Source organism: Micromonospora sp. CP22 (assembly GCF_009712475.1).
GTDB lineage: Bacteria > Actinomycetota > Actinomycetes > Mycobacteriales > Micromonosporaceae > Micromonospora.
The window spans coordinates 338,882-360,565 of the sequence record NZ_VCJO01000002.1; the positions used below are offsets into that span (position 1 = coordinate 338,882).

General features: G+C 72.1%; 18 protein-coding genes. 13 read left to right on the forward strand and 5 right to left on the reverse strand.

Annotated elements, in window-relative coordinates:
- Positions 1–14 precede the first annotated feature (14 nt).
- The gene (locus tag FF096_RS04910) at positions 15–986 is read left to right on the forward strand and encodes a DUF4349 domain-containing protein (protein WP_155215156.1); all 972 of its coding nucleotides are present in this window, start codon (positions 15–17) and stop codon (positions 984–986) included.
- Here the strand turns inward: FF096_RS04910 and FF096_RS04915 are convergent.
- Entirely contained in the window at positions 943–2,202 is a 1,260-nt protein-coding gene (locus FF096_RS04915; RefSeq protein WP_309222700.1) for an amidohydrolase, read from the reverse strand. The genes FF096_RS04910 and FF096_RS04915 overlap by 44 nt on opposite strands.
- Positions 2,203–2,694: 492 nt before the next feature.
- Entirely contained in the window at positions 2,695–4,278 is a 1,584-nt protein-coding gene (locus tag FF096_RS04920; protein WP_155215157.1) for a methylmalonyl-CoA mutase, read from the reverse strand.
- 204 nt (positions 4,279–4,482) lie between these two features.
- Here FF096_RS04920 and FF096_RS04925 point away from each other — a divergent pair, with 204 nt between their 5' ends.
- Positions 4,483–6,576: a serine/threonine-protein kinase gene (locus tag FF096_RS04925; RefSeq protein ID WP_309222701.1), complete on the forward strand. Its 2,094-nt coding sequence runs from the start codon at positions 4,483–4,485 to the stop codon at positions 6,574–6,576.
- A 47-nt stretch (positions 6,577–6,623) separates the two neighbouring features.
- Positions 6,624–8,288 (forward strand): phospho-sugar mutase, encoded by a 1,665-nt coding sequence (locus FF096_RS04930; RefSeq protein WP_155215158.1) that lies wholly within the window; start codon positions 6,624–6,626, stop codon positions 8,286–8,288.
- A 94-nt stretch (positions 8,289–8,382) separates the two neighbouring features.
- On the opposite strand, the gene FF096_RS04935 is transcribed toward FF096_RS04930, so the two are convergent.
- Positions 8,383–9,057, reverse strand: coding sequence for a GPP34 family phosphoprotein (locus FF096_RS04935; RefSeq protein WP_155215159.1), 675 nt, complete (start codon positions 9,055–9,057; stop codon positions 8,383–8,385).
- A 50-nt stretch (positions 9,058–9,107) separates the two neighbouring features.
- Positions 9,108–9,740, reverse strand: coding sequence for a uracil phosphoribosyltransferase (gene upp / locus FF096_RS04940; RefSeq protein WP_309222702.1), 633 nt, complete (start codon positions 9,738–9,740; stop codon positions 9,108–9,110).
- A 132-nt stretch (positions 9,741–9,872) separates the two neighbouring features.
- On the opposite strand from upp, the gene deoC reads away from it, so the two are divergent.
- The 10 genes from deoC to FF096_RS04990 all read left to right on the forward strand — a co-directional run bounded on the left by deoC (position 9,873) and on the right by FF096_RS04990 (position 21,290).
- Positions 9,873–10,832 carry a deoxyribose-phosphate aldolase gene (gene deoC, locus FF096_RS04945; protein ID WP_155215160.1) on the forward strand — a complete coding sequence of 320 codons (960 nt, stop codon included), beginning with the start codon at positions 9,873–9,875 and terminating at the stop codon, positions 10,830–10,832.
- 5 nt (positions 10,833–10,837) lie between these two features.
- The gene (locus FF096_RS04950; protein ID WP_155215161.1) at positions 10,838–12,268 is read left to right on the forward strand and encodes an aldehyde dehydrogenase family protein; all 1,431 of its coding nucleotides are present in this window, start codon (positions 10,838–10,840) and stop codon (positions 12,266–12,268) included.
- Entirely contained in the window at positions 12,261–13,085 is an 825-nt protein-coding gene (locus FF096_RS04955) for an aldehyde dehydrogenase family protein (RefSeq protein ID WP_155215162.1), read from the forward strand. The genes FF096_RS04950 and FF096_RS04955 overlap by 8 nt, the downstream gene beginning before the upstream one ends.
- 128 nt (positions 13,086–13,213) lie before the next feature.
- Positions 13,214–13,693 carry a BlaI/MecI/CopY family transcriptional regulator gene (locus FF096_RS04960; RefSeq protein ID WP_309222703.1) on the forward strand — a complete coding sequence of 160 codons (480 nt, stop codon included), beginning with the start codon at positions 13,214–13,216 and terminating at the stop codon, positions 13,691–13,693.
- A gap of 10 nt (positions 13,694–13,703) precedes the next feature.
- The gene (locus FF096_RS04965; RefSeq protein WP_309222704.1) at positions 13,704–14,609 is read left to right on the forward strand and encodes a M56 family metallopeptidase; all 906 of its coding nucleotides are present in this window, start codon (positions 13,704–13,706) and stop codon (positions 14,607–14,609) included.
- A 113-nt stretch (positions 14,610–14,722) separates the two neighbouring features.
- Entirely contained in the window at positions 14,723–15,979 is a 1,257-nt protein-coding gene (locus tag FF096_RS04970) for a cytochrome ubiquinol oxidase subunit I (RefSeq protein ID WP_155215163.1), read from the forward strand.
- A gap of 10 nt (positions 15,980–15,989) precedes the next feature.
- Positions 15,990–16,997: a cytochrome d ubiquinol oxidase subunit II gene (gene cydB, locus FF096_RS04975; protein ID WP_155215164.1), complete on the forward strand. Its 1,008-nt coding sequence runs from the start codon at positions 15,990–15,992 to the stop codon at positions 16,995–16,997.
- The gene (gene cydD / locus FF096_RS04980; RefSeq protein ID WP_309222705.1) at positions 16,994–18,706 is read left to right on the forward strand and encodes a thiol reductant ABC exporter subunit CydD; all 1,713 of its coding nucleotides are present in this window, start codon (positions 16,994–16,996) and stop codon (positions 18,704–18,706) included. The genes cydB and cydD overlap by 4 nt, the downstream gene beginning before the upstream one ends.
- A 51-nt stretch (positions 18,707–18,757) precedes the next feature.
- Positions 18,758–20,551, forward strand: a complete 1,794-nt coding sequence (gene cydC, locus FF096_RS04985; RefSeq protein ID WP_155215165.1) for a thiol reductant ABC exporter subunit CydC — start codon at positions 18,758–18,760, stop codon at positions 20,549–20,551.
- Positions 20,552–20,618: 67 nt separating this feature from the next.
- Positions 20,619–21,290: a permease prefix domain 1-containing protein gene (locus FF096_RS04990; RefSeq protein WP_155215166.1), complete on the forward strand. Its 672-nt coding sequence runs from the start codon at positions 20,619–20,621 to the stop codon at positions 21,288–21,290.
- Positions 21,291–21,293: 3 nt separating this feature from the next.
- On the opposite strand, the gene FF096_RS04995 is transcribed toward FF096_RS04990, so the two are convergent.
- Positions 21,294–21,632, reverse strand: coding sequence for a PadR family transcriptional regulator (locus FF096_RS04995; protein WP_155215167.1), 339 nt, complete (start codon positions 21,630–21,632; stop codon positions 21,294–21,296).
- Positions 21,633–21,684: the final 52 nt, after the last annotated feature.

Here is a 21,684-nt window from a genome sequence, read left to right on the forward strand (position 1 = left end):
AAAGGGGAACGGGGATGAGAATGGGCAGAACCCACCGCCGTGGGACCACGGCGGTGGCGATACTTGCCGCGCTGCTGATGCTCGCCGGTTGCGGCAGCGGCGGCGGCAGCGACTCCGGGTCCGACCACGCGGCGGCCGAGGCGCCCGCGGTGGCGCGGGAGGGTGCCGCCGCGCAGGAGGGCGGCGGCGCCCTGGCCGACGCGCAAGGCGGTGCCGGTGCGGCGACGGACACCCGGGTCGACCAGCGGGCCATCATCTACACCGGATCCATCCGGGTGCAGGTGGACGATGTGGATGCCGCCGCACGGGATGCCGCCGCCGCGGCCACCCGGGCCGGCGGTTTCGTCGGCGGGGACCAACGCCGCAGCTCCGACGACGACGCGGTCGCCGATCTCGAACTGCGGGTACCGGCGCCGCGGTTCCACGCGGTGGTGGAGGAGCTGGCCGGTCTCGGCCGTCAGGAACGCCGGGAGATCAGCACGCAGGACGTCACCGAGGAGACCGTCGACCTCGACGCCCGGATCACCACCCAGCGGGCCCGGGTGGAGAGCGCGCGACGGCTGCTCGCCCAGGCCGACTCGATCAGTGACCTGGTCGCCATCGAGAACGAACTGGGCCGGCGGGAGGCCGACCTCGCCTCGCTGGAGGCGAAGAAGCGGCGGCTCGCCGACCTGACCGCGTTGTCCACCATCACCGTGACCCTGGTGGGTCCGGGTGTCACCATCAGCGACGAGGAGGACAACCAGACCGGTTTCCTGGTCGGGCTCAAGGGCGGCTGGAAGGTCTTCCTGGCCTCGATGAACGTCCTGCTCACCGTGCTCGGGGCGATCCTGCCGTGGCTGCTGGTCCTCGGCGTGCCGGTGGCTGCGCTGTGGTGGCTGGTCCGTCGCCGCCGCCGGAACCGACCGACGGCACCGGTCGGCGCGCCACCACCGCCGAGTGTCAGCGTGCCGCCGTCAGTGCCTGGAGCGCGGTCTGCACCATGACTCGTACGCCCACCGGGATGGCTCGTTCGTCCACATCGAACGACGCCCGGTGCAGGTCGACGTTCGGCCCGGAGCGGCCGACCCCGAGTCGGGCGAGAGCGCCGGGGACGTACTCCAGGTACCAGGAGAAGTCCTCACCGCCCATGCTCTGCGGGGTCTCCGCGACGCCCTCCGGGCCGAGCGCGGCGGCGGTGGCCGCGTTCAGTACCCCGATCGCCCGCGCGTCGTTGCAGACCGGCGGACGACCACGCAGGTACTCCAGGTCGACGGTGGCACCGGTCGGTGCGATCACGTCCCGGACCACCTGCGACACGATCTTGGGAGCCTGTTCCCAGGCGTCGCGGTCCATCACCCGCAGCGTGCCGGAGGCGGACGCCTCGGACGGGATGACGTTGTACCGGGTGCCGGCTGAGGCGTGACCGAAGACCAGCAACAGACCGCTATTCGCCGGCACCCGACGGCTGACCAGGGCCGGAACCTCGGTGATCAGCCGGCCGAGCGCGTCGACCAGGTCCACCGTCAGGTGCGGGCGGGCGGTGTGGCCGCCCGGCCCGGTGAGCCGCACGGTGACGTTGTCGGCGGCGGCGGTGATCGGGCCGACCCGCAGGCCCACCCGACCGACCGGCAGGTTCGGGTCGCAGTGCAGCGCGAAGATCTGCACCACGTCGTCGAGGCCGCCGGCCTCGATCACCTCCAGCGAGCCGCAGGGCAGGATCTCCTCGGCGGGCTGGAAGATCAGCCGGACCCGGCCGGGCAGCTCGCCCAGGTCGGCCAGCTGCGCGAGCAACATGCCGACGCCCAACATGATCGTGGTGTGCACGTCGTGCCCGCAGGCGTGGCAGACCCCGTCGACGGTGGAGCGGTACGGCACGTCCTTGACGTCGGTCAGCGGCAGCGCGTCGATGTCGGCGCGCAGCGCGATCACGGGACCGTCCGGTCGGCCGTCGATGTCGCAGATCACCCCGTTGCCCTTGGGCAGCAGTCGCGGCTGCAACCCGGCCAGGGAGAGTTCCCGCGCGATCAGGGCGGCGGTCTCGAACTCCGTGCCGGACAGCTCCGGGTGCGAGTGAATGTGACGGCGTGTGGCGATCAGTCCCGGTACCCGGAGGGCGAGCAGGTGATCCAACTCGAAGGGCAGGGGCTGGGTACCGGTCGGCGCATCCGGCCAGGACGGCGCCAGATGGTGACCGGACGGCATCGTCAACGCACTCGTCACGTCGAATTCTCTTCGATCACTAGAAATGGATGGATCATCGGGAACAGCAGACAGCGTAGACCCCCGACGGTGACTCTGCGCAACCTCGTTCCGGTGATGATCAGACCGCGCAGCGTCACGTATGCCCTGCTGAGAGCGTCCGCAGGTGAGCGGTACAGCAGGTAGATCGCGGTCGAACGCCGTCATCCACCCCTCACCTCCTACAACGCGTAATCGCGCCTACGGTGCCGAGAATCTCTTCGGAACTATCGTCCTCGTTCCGAATTGTCGCATTAGTCGCGCCAGTGAACTGACGTTACGACAATTACCCGACCACTCCCGGCAACGGGCACCCGCGAACGTTCACATGCGCACAGGCCCTTCGACCGCACACCATGTGCGTCCGTCTGATCATCGGAGGAGGAGTACCCGGGACCGGGCCATCCGACACGCTGAGCGACGAACCACCCAACCACCGACGCTTCGCGGGGGCGAAACGATCGGTGGTCGAGGTCAGAATCGGTCGGTGGGCTGGTAGCGGCCCCACACCTCGCGCAACGCCCCACACACCTCGCCGACGGTGGCCCGCTCGCGCAGTGCCGTCTTCATCGGGTGCAGCACGTTCCCGGTGCCCGAGGCGGTCTCCCGCAGCTCGGCCAGGGCCCGTTCCACCGCCGCCGAGTCACGCTCGGCCCGCAGCTTCGCCAGCCGCTCCGCCTGCGCCGCCTCGATCGCCGGGTCGACCCGCAGCGGCTCGTACGGCTCCTCGGCGTCGATGGTGAACCGGTTGAGCCCGACCACCACCCGCTCACCCGAGTCGATCTCCTGTGCGATCCGGTACGCGGACTGCTCGATCTCGCGCTTCTGGAAGCCCGCCTCGATCGCGTCCACCGCCGACCCGTGCTCGAAGACCCGGGCCATCAGCGCGTCGGCCGCCGCCTCGATCTCGGCGGTCATCGCCTCCACCACGTACGAGCCGGCGAACGGGTCGACCGTGGCGGTGAGATCCGTCTCGTACGCCAGCACCTGCTGGGTACGCAGCGCCAGCCGGGCCGCCTTCTCGGTGGGCAGCGCGATCGCCTCGTCGAAGCTGTTGGTGTGCAGCGACTGGGTGCCGCCGAGCACCGCGCCGAGCCCCTGCACGGCGACCCGGACCAGGTTCACCTCGGGCTGCTGGGCGGTCAACTGCACACCCGCGGTCTGGGTGTGGAAGCGCAACATCATCGACTTCGGGTTCTTCGCCCCGAACTCGTCGCGCATGAGGCGGGCCCAGATCCGCCGGGCCGCCCGGAACTTCGCCACCTCTTCGAGCAGGGTGGTGCGGGCGACGAAGAAGAACGACAGGCGGGGGGCGAAGTCGTCCACGGCCAGCCCGGCGTCGATCGCCGCCCGGACGTACTCCACGCCGTTGGCCAGCGTGAACGCGATCTCCTGCACGGGCGAGGCGCCGGCCTCGGCCATGTGGTAGCCGGAGATGGAGATGGTGTTCCACTTCGGCACCTCGGTACGGCAGTAGCCGAAGGTGTCGGCGACCAGCCGCAGCGAGGGCTTCGGCGGGAAGATGTACGTCCCCCGGGCGATGTACTCCTTGAGGATGTCGTTCTGGATGGTGCCGTTGAGCGCCGAACCCGGCACCCCGTTCTCCTCGGCGACGAGTTGGTAGAGCAGCAGCAGCACCGAGCCGGGCGCGTTGATCGTCATCGAGGTGGAGACCTTGTCCAGCGGGATGCCGTCGAACAGCAGCCGCATGTCCTCGATGGAGTCGATGGCCACCCCGACCTTGCCCACCTCGCCGTGCGCGATCGGGTCGTCGGAGTCGTACCCCATCTGGGTGGGCAGGTCGAAGGCGACCGACAGGCCCATGGTGCCGGCCCGCAACAACTGGTGGTAGCGCGCGTTGGACTCGGTGGCGGTACCGAAGCCCGCGTACTGGCGCATGGTCCACGGACGGGAGGTGTACATGGTGGGGTAGACCCCACGGGTGTACGGGAACTCGCCCGGCGCGCCGAGCCGGGAGTCCAGGTCGTCAGGTAGATCGGCGGGCGTGTAGACGCCCTTGATCGGGAAACCGGACTCGCTTGACCGCCGTTCGCTCATCACCGGATGGTAGGACGCGCGGGCCAGGCGTCGGGTGAGGGATAGCGCACACCATCACACCTGCCGCGACAACAGGTGAGTGTCCGCTCACGTACCGTCGAGTAACTGAAACGTCCGCCGCGCCGGCTTTCGCATCGGGCGTCTGAACCAGCAAGATAGGGGGGTTGTGTCCCAGCCCTCTCGACTTCCCCCGGTGGCTTTTCTGTGACTCAGATCCCGACGTGGAGCGGCGGACCAGTCAGCACTCCCACCAACGGACGCGCGACACCCGGCACCGTCATCGGTGAGCGGTACTCGCTGCGCTCCGCGGTGGGCAACGGCGGCATGGGTACGGTCTGGCGGGCCACAGACACACTTCTGCGCCGCGACGTCGCGGTCAAGGAGGTCGTCCTTCCTCCCGGCCTGGCACCGAGCGACCGCGACGCGATGTACGAACGCACCCTGCGTGAGGCCCGGGCCGCCGCCGCCATCGCCCACCCTGCCGTGGTCCAGGTGTACGACGTGGTCACCGAGGCCGGTCGGCCGTGGATCGTGATGGAGCTGCTGGACGCCCGCAGCCTCGCCGACATGGTCATCGAGGACGGGCCGATCGCCCAGCGCGTGGTTGCCAAGATCGGCATTGCGCTGCTCGGCGCGCTTGAGGTGGCGCACGCGATCGGGGTGCTTCACCGCGACGTCAAGCCGGCCAACGTGCTGATCTGCTCGGACGGTCGCTGCGTGCTGACCGACTTCGGGGTCGCCCGGATGCCCACCGACGTGCAGCTCACCACCCCCGGGATGGTGCTGGGCTCACCGCACTTCATCTCGCCCGAGCGGGCCATGGGGCAGGAGTTCGGCCCGCCCAGCGACCTGTTCTCCCTCGGCGTGACGCTGTACACCGCCGTGGAGGGCCGGCCGCCGTTCGACCGGGGCGACCCGATCGAGACCATGCACGCCGTGGTCGAGGATCCGCCCGCCCCACCACAACGCAGCGGCCCGCTCACCCGCGTGCTGATGGGTCTGCTGGAGAAGGATCCGGCCCGTCGACTCGACGTGCACACCGCCCGCGCCATGCTGCGCGAGCTGCTGGCCGGCCCGCTGAGCAGCAGCTCTGCCGGGGTCAACTCGATGACCGACCAGTACTCCGTGATGCCGGTGCCACAGCCCACACCGATCAGCGCGCCGGCTGCCCCGGCGGCGCCGACCCCGTCCGGCCAGATCGGCGGCCGGGCCATGCTCGGCCCCGGCGAGTCGCTGACCGACCGGCTGGCCGCGCTACGCCGAGGCGAGCGCCCCAGCCAGACCGCTGTCGCCGGTGCCACCGCGATGGAGGACACCAGCGCCGACGCCCTGGCCCGACCGGCACCGCGTGGCGCTGCGGCGTCCCCGCCCGCAGGGCGCACCTACGGCGGCGCCGAGGCGACGCAGCGCATCGACGCGGACAGCACCCAACGGGTCGGACCGGAGGTGTTCGGCTACGGCTCCCAGCCCGACGCCACCCAGCGGGTCGGCGGCTACGGTGCCAGCCCTGACGCCACTCAGCAGCTCGGTGGCTACGGCTCCCAGCCCGAGGCGACGCAGCGGATCGGCGGCGGTTACGGCGGAGCCCAGTGGCCGGCCGCACCCCACCAGCCGTACGGCACCCCGACCCCCGCCGCCAACGGCGGCAGCCCGGTCGACCGGGCGAAGGCCGCCGGGGTCCGGGCGATCGACACCGTGAAGGGCTGGCCGCGCAAGGCCCAGCTCGCGGCGGCCGGTGGCCTCGCGGTGCTCCTGCTGCTCGGCATCGTGGCCTTCGCCAGCGGTGGCGACGAGACACCCACCCCACCGATCGCCGAGCCGTCCAACTCGGCCGAGGAGGGGCCGAGCCTTGAGATGCAGGAGCACTCGGCGCGCGGGGTGCGGATGATGGTGCCCAAGGGCTGGAAGCGGGCCGCGCCCGCCGGTGCCGTCTACATCGACTACACCGACCCGGAGGACAGCGGCCGTCGGGTGCGGATCCTCAACGAGCCGTTCAGCGGCACGTCGAGCCGCTGGGCGGAGATCGCGGAGAACGGGCTCAGGACCAAGTCGAAGTCGTGCGCCAAGCCGTACACCCAACTCGCCATGGCCGAGAAGGAGCTGGTCGGCAAGCCGTCGGCCGAGTTCGAGTACACCTGTGGCGAGGGTGACACCATGCGGCACGGCATCTGGCACGGCGTAGCCCACGACGGCCGGATCTACTCGTTCTACCTGACCTCGACCGACGCCCGCTTCGAGGAGAGCAAGCCGATCTACGCGGAGATGCTCAAGTCGTTCCAGCTCACGGCGGCCGGCTGAGTCGGGGCGCACGCCCGTGGTGATCCGCCGCCGTGCTATCAAGAGGCATGGCGGCGGAGCACACTGACCTTGACACCATCCGCGAGCGGGCCGAACGCTGGCTCGCCGACGACCCTGACCCGGCCAGCCGGGCGGAGCTGCGGGCGGTGCTCGACCGGCTGCCGGAGAGCGCGGCGGAGCTGGCGGACCGGTTCGCCGGGCCGCTGACCTTCGGCACCGCCGGGCTGCGCGGGCCGCTGCGTGCCGGCCCCAACGGCATGAACCTCGCGGTGGTCACCCAGGCCGCCGCCGGGCTGATCGCGTGGCTCGCCGCCCAGGGTGGCACCGGCCCGCTGGTGATCGGGTACGACGCCCGGCGCGGCTCCCGCGAGTTCGCCGAACGCACCGCCCAGGTGGCCACCGGGGCGGGACGCCCTGCCCTGCTGCTGCCCCGCCCGCTGCCCACCCCGGTGTTGGCCTACGCGGTGCGACACCTGTCGGCCGTGGCCGGGGTGATGGTGACCGCCAGTCACAACCCGCCGCAGGACAACGGCTACAAGGTCTACCTCGGTGCCGAGCTGGGCGGAGAGCTGGGCGCCGGGGCGCAGATCGTGCCGCCGGCCGACGCCGGTATCGAGGCCGCCATCCGCGCGGTCGGCCCGCTGGCGCAGGTCCCGCTCGGCCCCGCCGGCCAGGTGCTCGGTGACGATCTGGTCGCCGCGTACGTGACCCGGGCGAAGGAAGTGGTGGCACCGGGTGGCCCCCGGGACCTGACCGTGGCGTACACCCCGCTGCACGGCGTCGGGGCGACGGTGCTGACCGCCGCCTTCGCCGCCGCCGGTTTTCCGGTGCCCGGCGTGGTACCCGACCAGGCCGAACCGGATCCGGACTTCCCGACGGTCAGCTTCCCCAACCCGGAGGAGCCGGGCGCGGTGGACCGGCTGGTCGCGCTCGCCGAACGCACCGGAGCGGGCCTGGCCATCGCCAACGACCCCGACGCCGACCGCTGTGCCGTCGCGGTGCAGGACGGTCCGGGTTGGCGGATGCTGCGCGGGGACGAGGTGGGTGTGCTGCTCGCCGACCACCTGATGCGGCGCGGCGTGCGTGGCCTCTACGCCACCACCATCGTCTCCTCGTCACTGCTGCGGGCGATGTGCGCCGCGCGTGGCCTGCCGTACGGGGAGACGCTCACCGGGTTCAAGTGGATCGTGCGGGCCGGGGACGGATCCACGCCGCTGGTGTTCGGCTACGAGGAGGCGCTCGGCTACTGCGTCGCCCCGGACCACGTACGCGACAAGGACGGCATCACCGCCGCGCTGACCGTGGCCGAGCTGGCCGCCGGCCTCAGGGCAGCGGGCCGCACGCTCACCGACCGGCTGGACGAGCTGGCCGCCGAGTTCGGCGTGCACCACACCGACCAGCTCTCGGTACGCGTCGACGACCTGCGCCTGATCGCCGACGCGATGGCCCGGATCCGCGCGGCCACCCCGGGCAGCCTGCTCGGTCAGCCGGTCACCGAGGCACAGGACCTGCTGCCCGAGGCGGACGTGGTGATCCTGCGTACCGAGACGGCACGGGTGGTGATCCGGCCGTCCGGCACTGAACCGAAGCTCAAGGCGTACCTCGAAGTGGTGGAGCCGGTCGCCGACGGTGACATCGTCGCGGCCCGCACCCGCGCGGCGGCGGCGGTTTCGGCGCTCCGCACCGAAACCGCCGCCGCCCTCGGCATGTAAGGAAGGGCACCTTGTTAACGCCTGCGGTATAGGAAGGGCCCCCTACTAACACCGCCCAGCCGATCAACGGGGCGGGAGCAGAGGTGCGGGTGGATCAGGGGCGGGGGCCCAGGGCGTGTTCGACGGCGCGGCCCAGCGCGGCCACCACCAGGGCGACCGAGGGACGGACCACCGAGTCGTCCAGGCTGACCTGGCCGGAGAAGCCGGCCCCGCTGGCGATCTCCTCCAGCCGGTCGCGGGCGGCGTCGGCGTCCTCGCCGGTGACGCCGAGCGCCGACTCCATCCGGAGCACGGCGACCAGGGTCGCGAGAGCGGCGGTGCGCTCGTCCGGAGGGGCACCGGTGAGCGCCACGGCGAGCCGCTGCCGGGTCTCCTCCTCCACCGACGGGTCCACCACCGGGTACCGGTGCACGTGGATGAAGCCCAACTCCGTCTCGTCGACGTCACGGACGACACCCTGCTCGCAGAGGTCGCCGAGGATCCTGTCGCGGAGGCCGTGGCGTAGTCGCTGCACCCAGGACGAGGGGCTGTGTGGCGGGTCCGCCGCGATCTTCGCCAGCACCGCGTCGACGACCGGCTCCCCGGTCGGCGTCGGATCCACCGCCCGCAGGGCCCCGTCGACGTACGCGATCCGACCCGCCAGGGCCAACTCGATCAGGACGGCGGCGGCCATCCCCAGGTCGAGACTGATCCGCGGCAGGGTCGCCTTACCGGTCTCGTCGTCGTACGCGAGCAGGAGTAGTTCCTCGGCGAGCGGAACACCAGTCATGGCCCGAGACGCTAGCCGCTGGACACCACCGCCCGCAGCACAAACCGCGCTCAGAAGCGGGGCATGCCGCCGAACTGCCGGTCACCGGCGTCACCGAGGCCCGGCACGATGAACATGCTGTCGTTGAGGCCGTCGTCGATGGCGGCGGTGACCAGGCGCAGCGGCAGCCCGGAACGCTCCAGCCGCTCGATGCCGGCCGGTGCGGCGAGCACGCAGAGCACGGTGATGTCGGTGCAGCCGCGCTCGGCGAGCAGCCGACAGCAGTGCTCCAGCGAGCCACCGGTAGCCAGCATCGGGTCGAGGACCAGCACCGGCAGGCCGGAGAGGTCCCGGGGCAGCGACTCCATGTAGGCGCGCGGCTCGAATGTCTCCTCGTCGCGGGCGAGCCCGACGAAGCCCATCGAGGACTCGGGCAGCAGCCCCAGCGCGGCGTCGGCCATGCCGAGGCCCGCCCGCAGCACCGGCACCAGCAGCGGCGGGTTGGCCAGCCGGGTGCCGTCGGTGGCGGTCACCGGCGTCTGCACCGGGTACGTCTCCACTGGGAAGGAGCGCGCCGCCTCGTACACCAGCATGGTGGTGAGTTCGTGCAGCGCGGCCCGGAACGAGGAGGAATCGGTGCGTTCGTCCCGCATGGCGGTCAGCCTGGACTGGGCGAGCGGGTGGTCAATGACGAGTACGTCCACGATCGGTCAACCTACCTGCCTCCGGGTGGCAGCTTGCCGACCCCGGCGCGACCAGCGATGTCGTTCACCCCTGAGCACCCGAGCCTGCGGTGACCAAGATCACGCGGCGTGAACCTGCGTAGACTTCCAGGCATGACGGCGACAGCGACGTCGGCCCGCTCGGACCTCTCCGAGCTGGGACGATCCGAAACCGCTCTGCGGACCTTCCTGCACGGCCTACCGGGCGTGGACCAGGTCGGCGCGGAGCAGCGGGCAGCCCAACTCGGCACCCGATCCATCAAGACCACCGCCAAGGCCCAGGCGATCGACCTCGCCATCAGCATGGTCGACCTGACGACGTTGGAAGGCGCGGACACGCCGGGCAAGGTGCGGGCGCTCGCCGCCAAGGCACTGCGGCCCGACCCGGCCGACCCGTCCTGCCCGCACGTCGGCGCGGTCTGCGTCTACCCCTCGATGGTCCCCCACGTGGCCGACGTGTTGCGTGGCAGCGCCGTGCACCTGGCCAGCGTGGCCACGTCGTTCCCGTCGGGCCAGGCGCCGCTGGAGATCAAACTCGCCGACACCCGCGCCGCCGTCGAGGCGGGAGCCGACGAGATCGACATGGTCATCAACCGGGGCGCCTTCCTGGCCGGCCGCTACTCGGAGGTGTACGACGAGATCGTCGCCACCAAGCAGGCCTGCGGGGACGCGCACCTCAAGGTGATCCTGGAGACCGGCGAGCTGGCCACCTACGACAACGTCCGCCGTGCCTCCTGGTTGGCGATGCTCGCGGGCGGCGACTTCATCAAGACCTCCACCGGCAAGGTCCCGGTCGCCGCCACGTTGCCGGTGACCCTGGTGATGTTGGAGGCGGTACGCGACTTCCGGGCCGCCACCGGGCGGCAGGTCGGCGTGAAGCCGGCCGGCGGCATCCGGACCACCAAGGACGCGATCAAGTACCTGGTCATGGTCAACGAGGTCGTCGGCCCGGACTGGCTGCACCCGGACTGGTTCCGCTTCGGCGCGTCCAGCCTGCTGAACGACCTGCTCATGCAGCGCACCAAGCTGACGACCGGCGTGTACGCCGGCCCCGACTACTTCACCCTGGACTGACCGCGATGTTCGAATACGCACCCGCCCCCGAGTCGCGCTCGGTGGTAGACCTCAAGCCCTCGTACGGGCTCTTCATCGACGGGAAGTTCGTCGACCCGGCCGACGGGTCCGGTTTCAAGTCGATCAACCCGGCCTCCGAGGAGGTGCTGGCCGAGGTCGCCGAGGGTGGCGCGCAGGACGTGGACCGCGCCGTCCGGGCGGCCCGCCGGGCGTACGAGAAGGTCTGGGGTCCGATGCCCGGCCGGGACCGGGCCAAGTACCTGTTCCGCATCGCCCGGATCATCCAGGAGCGCTCGCGCGAACTCGCCGTGCTGGAGTCCCTCGACAACGGCAAGCCGATCAAGGAGTCCCGCGACGTCGACCTGCCGCTGGTCGCCGCGCACTTCTTCTACTACGCCGGTTGGGCCGACAAGCTGCCGCACGCGGGGTTCGGCCCCGACCCGAAGCCGATCGGCGTCGCCGGTCAGGTCATCCCGTGGAACTTCCCGCTGCTGATGCTGGCCTGGAAGATCGCCCCGGCGCTGGCCGCCGGCAACACGGTGGTGTTGAAGCCGGCCGAGACCACGCCGCTGACCGCGCTGCTCTTCGCCGAGATCTGCCAGCAGGCCGACCTGCCGGCCGGTGTGGTCAACATCGTCACCGGGGCCGGTGAGACCGGCCGGGCGCTGGTCGAGCACGACGGCGTGGACAAGGTCGCCTTCACCGGCTCGACCGACGTCGGCCGGGCCATCGCCCGAGCGGTCGCCGGCAGCCGCAAGAAGCTCACCCTGGAACTCGGCGGCAAGGCCGCCAACATCGTGTTCGACGACGCCCCGGTCGACCAGGCGGTCGAGGGCATCGTCAACGGCATCTTCTTCAACCAGGGGCACGTCTGCTGCGCCGGTTCCCGACTGCTGATCCAGGAGTCCGTCGCCGACCGGGTGCTGGAGTCCCTCAAGCGGCGGATGGCCCAGCTGCGGGTCGGTGACCCGCTGGACAAGAACACCGACATCGGTGCGATCAACTCGGCGGCCCAGCTGGCCCGGATCAAGGAGCTGTCCGACGCCGGGTCGGCCGAGGGCGCCGAGCGCTGGTCGCCGCCGTGCGAACTGCCCGACCGTGGCTTCTGGTTCGCGCCGACCATCTTCACCGGGGTCACCCAGGCGCACCGGATCGCCCGCGAGGAGATCTTCGGCCCGGTGCTGTCCGTGCTGACCTTCCGCACCCCGGCCGAGGCGGTGGAGAAGGCCAACAACACGCCGTACGGGCTGTCCGCCGGGATCTGGACCGAGAAGGGTTCCCGGATCCTGTGGATGGCCGACCGGCTGCGCGCCGGTGTGGTCTGGGCCAACACGTTCAACAAGTTCGACCCGACCTCGCCGTTCGGCGGCTACAAGGAGTCGGGCTACGGTCGCGAGGGCGGCCGGCACGGGCTGGAGGCGTACCTCAATGTCTGAGCGCGTCGCGGTACGCAAGACGTACAAACTCTTCATCGGCGGGAAGTTCCCGCGCAGCGAGTCGGGACGGTCGTATCTCGTGCAGGACTCCAACGTGTCGCTGGCCTCGCGCAAGGACGCGCGGGACGCCGTGGTGGCCGCCCGGGCGGCCGTGAAGGGCTGGGCCGGGGCCACCGCGTACAACCGTGGGCAGATCCTCTACCGGGTCGCGGAGATGTTGGAAGGCCGACGCGAGCAGTTCGTCGGGCTCGGCGTACCGGCCGACGAGGTGGACGCGGCGACCGACCGCTGGGTCTGGTACGCGGGCTGGTCGGACAAGCTCCCCCAGGTGTACGGCGGCGCGAACCCGGTCGCCGGGCCGTACTTCAACCTGTCGTCGCCCGAGCCGACGGGCGTGGTGGCGGTGGTGGCCCCCGAGACACCGGCGCTGCTCGGGCTGGTCAGCGTGATCGCGCCGGCGATCGTCACCGGCAACACGGTGGTGGTGGCCGCCTCTCCGTCGGCACCCTTGGCCGCGGTGACCCTGGCCGAGGTGCTGGCCACCTCGGACCTGCCGGGCGGGGTGGTCAACATCCTCACCGGTCGCCTGTCGGAGACCGTGCCGACGCTGGCCGCCCACATGGACGTCAATGCCATCGACCTGACCGGGGTGACCGACCCGGAGGTCGCCGCCGACCTCGAGGTCAAGGCGGCGGAGAACCTCAAGCGGGTGCTCCGCCCGGTGCCGACGGATCACGACTGGTCGGCCGACCCCGGCCTGACCCGCATGACCGCCCTGCTGGAGACGAAGACCGTCTGGCACCCCAAGGGCGCCTGACCCCCCGCAAGATCCGGACAACTTCTCGGAAGTTGCTGGGTCGAGTGGGTGTCGAGGCAGCAACATCGCCGATGTTGCTGCCTCAGCCGGGTTGGGGGTGGTTCTACTACGGGGGGTAGGATTCAGGGGTGACTCGGCTGGGGGATCTTGAGCGTGCGGTGATGGACGTGCTGTGGGACTCCGTTCCCGCCACGTCGGATGGGATCACCGTGCGCGAGGTGGCCGACGCCCTGGACGGGCGGGAGTTGGCGTACACGACGGTGATGACCGTGCTGGACCGGCTGGCCGGTAAGGACATGGTGCAGCGCCGACGGGAGGGCCGAGCGTGGCGTTACCGCGCCTCGGCCAGCCGCGAGGCGTACATCGCCCAACTCATGCTCGACGCGCTCGACCTGGGCGGCAGTCGGGACGCGGCGCTGGTCCGGTTCGCCCGCTCGGTCACCGGCACCGAGGCCGACGTGCTGCGTGCCGCACTCTCGGCGGAGGCCGGGATGGCACCGTCCGGGCCGACGGAGGGCCCCGGTGGTGGGCTCACCGACCGGGTCGAGTCCCCGCCGACCGACCGGGCATCGCGTGCCGGCCGGGCCGACGAGGCCGTGGAGCGGTAGGGACGGCATCGTGGCGTACTCCCTGCACTTCGCCGGCTCGATGGTGGCGTGCTGGCTGATCGCCCAGGTGCTGGCCCGTTCCACCTGGACATGGCGCAGCCCTCGGGTGGCGATCGTCTGCTGGCAGGCGATCGGCCTGGGGGCCGGTCTCTCCGCGATCGGCATCCCGATCGCGTTGGGTCTCGGCCCGTACCAGCAGGGCACCGGCCGGGCCCTGCTCGCGCTGGCGGACGATCTCCGGCACGGCGTCCTGCCCGCCGACCTCGGCCCCGTGCACCTCGGGCTGGTCGGCGTCGGTTTCGGCATCGGGGCGGTGCTGCTGACCACGACGGTACGCAGCGTCCACGGCGCGGTACGCGCCCAGCGCCGACACCGGGACCTGCTCACCCTGGTCGCCCGACGGGATCCGACCGTGCCCGGCGCGCTGGTGCTCGACCACCCGGGCACGGCCGCGTACTGCCTGCCGGGGGTGAAGCCCCGGGTGGTGGTCACTGCCGGCACCCTCAGCCTGCTGGACCGGGCGGAACTGGAGGCGGTGCTGACCCACGAGCGGGCGCACGCGCAGGAGCGGCACGACCTGGTGCTGCTGCCGTTCACCGCGCTCCGCCGAGCGCTGCCGTGGTTCCGTTGGGTCCGCGAGGCACACGAGCGGGTGTCTCTGCTGGTCGAGATGCGCGCCGACGACAAGGCCCGGCAGGTGCACGCGGAAGCTCCGCTGGCCGGTGCGTTGCGCCGGTTCGCCGCCGCCGGGCACCAGATCACCCCGGCCGGCACGCTCGGCATCGGCGACCGGGACCTGGACGTACGGGTGCAGCGGTTGCTGGTCGCCGAGCGCCCACCGCGCCTGCTCGGTGCCGTCGCCCTGACCGTGACCGTGCACGTCGCCGCGCTGCCGATCCTGCTGTTCCTCAGCTGACAACCCTGAACTGACCCTGATCCTGCCGCTCCAGCCACTTCCCGGACCTATATGTAGCGTCTCTACGTGTAGTCTCCCTATCTGAATTGATCACCGTCTCGGGAGAGGCCGCCATGGACACCCTGCTCCTCGCTCGCCTGCAGTTCGCCACGACCGCCTCGGTCCACTTCCTCTTCGTGGCCGTCACGCTCGGCCTGGTCACGCTGCTCGTCGGGATGCAGACCGCCTGGGTGGTCACCGGAAACCACCGCTGGGAGCGGATGACCCGCTTCTGGGGCCAGCTCTACGTGATCAACTACGTGCTCGGCATCGCGACGGGCATCGTGATGGAGTTCCAGTTCGGGCTCAACTGGAGCGGGTTGTCGCGCTACGTCGGGAACGTCTTCGGCGCCCCGCTGGCGATCGAGACGCTGGTCGCCTTCTTCCTGGAGTCGACCTTCCTCGGCATGTGGATCTTCGGTTGGCACCGGCTGCGTCGCGGCGTTCACCTCGCCCTGCTCTACGGGGTCGCGATCACCGCGTACGCCTCGGCGTTCTGGATCATGGTGGCCAACTCCTGGTTGCAGAACCCGGTCGGCTACGAGGTACGCGACGGCGTCGCCCACCTGACCGACTTCTCCGCGCTGCTGACCAATCCGACCCTGTGGACGGCGCTCGGGCACGTGGTGTCGGCCGCCCTGCTCACCGGTGGCCTGCTGGTGGCGGCGATCAGCGCCTGGCACCTGCACCGCCGTACCCCCGATTTCGCGCTGTTCCGCAGCTCGCTGCGGATCGGTGTGGTCACCGCCGCACTGGCGATCACCCTTGTGCAGGGGTTCGGCTTCGCCCAGTTCGCCCCGGTGGGCGGCGCGCAGCCGACCAAGTTCGGCGCCACCAGCCCGCATGCCGAGGAGTTGGTCGCCGAATGGACCGCCCGCTTCGGTCCGGGCGACTACCTGCCTCCCGTGCTGTCCAGCTTCGGGCTCGGCTTCATGATCCTCATCGGGTTCGCCCTCGGCCTGCTCTGGCTGTTCGTCCCACTGCTCTGGAGGGACTGGATCATCCGCCTCCGGTTCCCGCTCTGGCTGCTGATGCTCGCCCTGCCCCTGCCGTTCGTGGCGCTGATCCTCGGCTGGATCGCCCGCGAGGTCGGCCGCCAGCCCTGGGTGGCGTACGGGTTGCTGCCGGTGGACCAGGCGGTCTCGCCGATCAGCCCCTGGTTGATGGGCACCTCGCTGATCGGCTTCACCCTGCTGCTCGGCACGCTCGCCGTCACCAACTGGGTGCTGCTCGCCCGGCACGCCGCCCGGGGTGCCGCCGACCCCGCTCTCGGCCGACCACCGGCCCAGCCGCCCGCCGACGACGCCCGCCCCGAACCCGCTTTCGCCTGAGGAGCCGGAGATGGAACTCGCCTGGCATGCCCTGCTCGGTCTCTTCTTCGCCGGCTACCTGGTGCTCGGCGGCTACGACTACGGCGTCGGCCTGCTGCTCGCCCGGGGCGCCGACGCGTCGCGCCGACGTGCCGCCCTCAACGCGGTCGGGCCGTTCTTCCTCGGCAACGAGGTGTGGCTGGTGGCGTCCGCCGGCATCCTGTTCGGCGCGTTCCCCGTGCTCGAGGGGGAACTGCTCGCCGGCAGCTACCCGGCGGTGCTCACCGCGCTCGCCGGGGTGATCCTGGTGACCGCCGGGGTGCAGTTGCGCAGCCGTCCGGAGAGCATGCGGGCCCGCACCACATGGGACCGGGTGATCGTCGTCGGCAGCCTGCTCGCCGCGCTCGGCTGGGGGGTGGTGCTCGCCGGGTTGCTTCAGGGCGTGCCGCTGCACGCCGACGGACACGTCGCCGGAGTGACGCACCTGTTCACTCCGTTCGCCGCCGCCGCCGGGCTGGCCGTCCTGGCGCTGACCGTGGCGCACGGTGCGACTTTCCTCACGCTCCGGCTGCCCGCCGTCGAGGGCGATCGGCTCCGGCCACTGGCCCGCCGCCTGCTCCGCACCGCGCTGGTCGCGGTCGGCGCGGCCGTGCTCGTCGGTGTCTTCTCCGACCGGGTACGCGCTGCCGCGCAGCGCCCGATGGTCGGCGTACTGCTGGCGGTGTTGCTGGTGGTGGCCCTGCTCACGGCGTGGGTGGCGCTCGGGCGACGCCGGCCCGGTGTGGCTTTCGCGGCCACCTCGGCGGCCCTGGCCCTGCCGGTGCTGCTGGTCGGGGCGACCCTCTGGCCGTACGTGCTGGTGTCGACGGTGGAACCGCACGCGTCACTGACCGTGACCGACGCGGCTGCCAGCGCGCCGACGCTACGCCTGCTGGGTTGGCTGGCGGTGCCGCTGCTGCCGGCCCTACTAGGCTTCCAGGCAATGTGCTGGTGGATTTTTCGGGGACGGATCGACGGCAGGGCACCGGTGTACTGGTGAACCGCCGCCCCTTCGACCCGCGGCTGCTGCGTCGGGTTCCCGCTGCCCGCCGTGACCTCGTCCTGCTCACGCTGCTCGGCGTGCTCGCCGCCGGCCTGGTCGTGGCGCAGGCCACCGCGCTGGCCGCGCTGCTGGCCACGGCCTTCACCGGGCGGCTGGACCGAGCCGCGCTGGCCGGTCTGCTGATCGCCGTCGCGGCCCGCGCGCTGGTGGTCTGGGCCCAGGGCGCGGTGTCCGCGCGGGCGGCCGCCACGGTCAAGGCGGCCCTGCGGAGCGAGCTGCTGGGCGCGGTCGCCCGGCACGGGCCCGGCTGGGTCGCCGGTCAGCGGGCCGGGCAGCTGGCCACCCTCGCGGGTCGGGGCCTGGACGCGCTCGACGCCTACTTCACCGGATACCTGCCGCAGCTCGTGCTCAGCGTCACCGTGCCGGTGGCGGTGCTCGGCCGGATCTTCCTCGCCGACTGGAGCTCGGCGGTGATCATCGCGTTGACGCTGCCCCTCATCCCGATCTTCGGGGCGCTGCTCGGTTGGCAGGCCCAGGCAGCCACCGACCGTCAGTGGCGGCGGCTGTCCCTCCTCGGCGGGCACTTCCTGGACATGGTCGCCGGTCTGCCCACGCTGCGGGCGTTCGGCCGGGCGCGGGCGCAGACCGACGCGGTACGACGGATGGCCGACGGCCACCGGACCGCCACCATGAAGACGCTGCGGATCGCCTTCCTCTCCGCGCTGGTGCTGGAACTCGTCGCCACCCTCTCGGTGGCCCTGGTCGCCGTCCCGGTCGGCATCCGGTTGCTCGACGGCGGGTTGGCGTTGCAGACCGCGCTGCTGGTGCTGCTGCTGACCCCGGAGGCGTACCTGCCGTTGCGGGCGGCCGGCAGCCGCTTCCACGCCAGCATGGAAGGGCTCACCGCGTTGGACGAGGCGCTCACCCTCTCCGGTTCGGCGCCCCCGCCGTCGACGGGCGCGGCGGCGGACCTCGCCTCGCAGGGCGTCGCGGGCGAGGCGGGCCCGCGACCGGACGGACGCGCCGAGATCCGTTTCGAGTCGGTGACCGTCGCCTACGAGCGCACCGTCGCGCTGCGCGACGTGTCACTGACCATCCGCCCCGGCGAGCGCATCGCGATCATCGGACCGAGCGGCACCGGTAAGAGCACGCTGCTCAACGTGCTTCTCGGCTTCGTCAGCCCGACCGAGGGTCGGGTCACCGTCGGCGGGGTCGACCTGGCCGACGCCGACCTGGACGCCTGGCGGCGGGAGGTGGCCTGGGTGCCGCAGCGGGCCCACCTGTTCGCCGCGTCGCTGGCCGACAACATCCGGCTCGGCGCTCCCGATGCCACCCCTGCCGCCCTCGCCGCCGCGATCCGTGCCGCCGCGCTGGACGAGGTGGTCGCCGCCCTGCCCGACGGTCTGGAGACCACGCTCGGCGAGCGGGGGCACGGCCTGTCCAGCGGGCAACGGCAACGGGTGGCGCTGGCGCGGGCATTCCTGCGGGACGCGCCGGTGGTCCTGCTCGACGAGCCGACCGCGCGGCTCGACACCGCCGCCGAGGCAGCGGTGCTGTCCGCCACCCGGCAGCTGGTCGCCGGCCGTACCGCACTCCTGGTGGCCCACCGACCCGCACTGCTCACCGACGTCGACCGCATCCTGCGGGTCGAGGACGGGCAGGTCACCGAACTGACTCCGGCACCCGTCGGGAGCGCCAATGAGTGAGCGAGGTGCGGTGGTGCCTCGTCGTGACCCCGAGCGGCGCGAGGTGCGGCGATGAGCGGCGTACGCCCACCCGAGCTGACCGTGTTGCGGCTGGCCCGGCCGTACCTGACGCGCCTGATCGGCGCCGGGCTGCTCGCCTCGGCCACCGAGTTCGCCGGGCTGGCCCTGATGGCGACCGCGACCTGGCTGCTGATGACCGCCGCCGGGCAACCCCCGCTGGATCGGCTCACCGTCGCGATCGTGGCGGTACGGGCGTTGGCGGTGGGCCGGGGCGTCCTGCGCTACACCGAACGCCTGGCCGGGCACGACGCGGTGCTGCGCCTGGTCACCGATGTCCGAGCCCGGGTCTTCGGCACCCTGGCGGCCCGACGCGGTGACCCGCCGCGCAGCGGGGACGCGCTGAGCCGGTTGGTCTCGGACGTGGACGCGGTGCAGGACCTGCTGCTGCGGGTGGTCGTGCCCGCGACCGCCGCCGGGCTGGTGAGCGTACTGGCCGTCGGGCTGACCGCGCTGGTCTCGCTGCCGGCCGCCCTCGCCCTCGCCGCCGGGCTGCTGGTCGCCGCCGTGGCCCTGCCGGCGCTGGCGACCGCGCTGACCCGACGGGCCGGCGCCGAGGTGGCCCCACTGCGCGGTGCGCTCGCCACCGACGCGATCGACCTGACCCACGGTGCGGCCGACCTGGCCGCCTTCGGCGCGACCGCACAGGCGCTGGCGGCGGCCGACCGACGGACCCGCCGGTTGGCCCGGCTGGAGCGACGGCTCGCGGCGCTCGGCTTCGCCGTCGACGCGGTCGGGGTGCTGGTCGCCGGGCTCACCGCCGGCACGGTGGTCTTCGTGGCCCTCAACGCCGGAGTCGACGGGGTGCTGGTGGGTGTCCTGGCAGTCGGCACCCTGGCCGCCGTGGAGATCGCCCTCGCGCTGGTCGGCGCCGCCCGCCAGTGGACCGGGCTGCGGTCCGGCCTGGCGCGCGTCGCCCAACTCCTGACCGCCGAAGACACCGGCCCCCGGACCGGGCTACCGGCGGCCGAGGCCGTCCCACCCACGACCGCCGAGACGTCCGTCGGCCCGCAGCACACCGCTCCGGCTCCGACGGTCCGGTTCGAGGCGGTGACCGTCCGGTACCGCAACGGTGCTCCCGCGGCGCTCGACGGATTCGACCTCGACCTGCCACCCGGATGCCGGGTCGCCGTCGTCGGCCCGAGCGGCGCGGGCAAGAGCACCCTGGCCGCCGTGCTGACCGGCGCGATGACGCCCACCGCCGGTCGGGTCACCCTGGACGGGCGGGACGTGTCGGCGTACCCGCCCGAGGAACTGCCCCACCTCGTCGGCGGGCTGCTCGCCGAGGCGTACGTCTTCCACGCCACCGTTCGGGAGAACATGCTGCTCGGCCGACCGGAGGCGGACGAGGACGCGCTGTTCGCCGCCGCCACCGCCGCCGGGTTGGCGGACTGGGTCCGGGCCCAGCCGGACGGCTGGGACACGGTGGTCGGCGAGGAGGGCGGGCAGCTCTCCGGTGGCCAACGGCAGCGACTCGCCCTGGCCCGTGCCCTGCTCGCCGCGCCCGGCGTGCTGGTGCTCGACGAGCCCACCGAGGGCCTCGATCCGCTCGCCGCCGATCAGGTGCTGGCCAGCGCGTTGACGGCGACTCCCACGCAGCACTCGGTGTTGGTGATCACCCACCGGCTCAGCGGGCTCGCCACGCTCGACGAGATCGTGGTGCTGGACGCCGGCCGGGTCGTGCAGCGGGGTCGGCACGCGGACCTCGTGGCGACACCCGGCTGGTACCGCGATCAGTGGGTGTTGCAGCAGGCCGCCGAGCACGGTTACCTGGCCGTGTCGAGCTGACCTGTCGGGGCCGTCTCCGGGATATCCCCGAAGCCGGGCTCTCCGCCGGCATGGCAGGGTTGGGGACATGCCGGTCAGGGACGACGTGTTGGTCGAGGAGCACCTGCGGCAGCTCGCCGTCCGGCTTCGTGGACCGCGTCGGCTCCGGGCCGACCTGGTGACCGAGGCTCGACACGGGCTGCTCGATGCCGTCGAGGCGTACCGGGACAGCGGCCTGCCGGCGGGTGAGGCGTCGCGGCAGGCGGTGGTCGATTTCGGTACGCCGGATCAGCTGGCCCCCGCCTACCAGGCCGAACTCGCGGTGGCCGCGCTGCGCGGGCTGTCCCTGCGGGTGGTCGCGTTCGCCGCGACCGCCTCGATCGCCGGTGACCTGACCTGGCACGGGGCGAGTTGGAGCAGCGGCCCGCCCCCACCCTCCGGTTACCTGCTGCTGGCGCAGTCGTTGGAGTGGATCTGGGCCGGGGCGTTCCTGCTCGGGCTGGCCGGGTTGGCGCTGGTCACGGCGACGGCCCGCTCGGCGCGTCCGGCCCTGACCGCCCTGGCGCGCGGCACCGGTGTCACGCTCACCGGGACCGCCGTGCTGGGCGCGGTCGCCGGGGCCGGGCTGTTCGCCTGGTCGCTTCTGCTGTGGGACGCGGCCCTGACCTGGCCACCGATGCTTCTCGGACTGGCCGTCGCCACCGCCGCCCACATCTGGTTGGGCAGCGCCGCCCGCACCTGGCTGCTGGCCACCCGCTGACGCTCAGAGCGGGGCGGGTGTGGTGCCCGGGTCCAGGAAGCGGCCGACGGTCGAACTGAACTCGCGCCACCCCGACCGCTGGTCGGCCAGCGCCCGCCGACCGACGTCGGTCAACTCGTAGGTCCTCCGCTCCCGCCCGTTGACGGTGCTCCACGCGCTGACCACGTGACCCGCTCGCTCCAGACGTCGCAGCGCCGGGTACACGGTGCCGGTGGGCAGATCGAGACGACCGTCACTGCGTGCCCGCAGCGCCTCGATGATGGCGTAGCCGTGCAGGGCTCCCCGCTCCAGCACCGCCAGGAGCAGGGCGTCGAGGTGTCCGTGCAGCGCCTGGGCGTTCATGCGTAGACACGCTACTTGTTATCCGCGTGACGGGCCACCGGGGTGCGGCCAG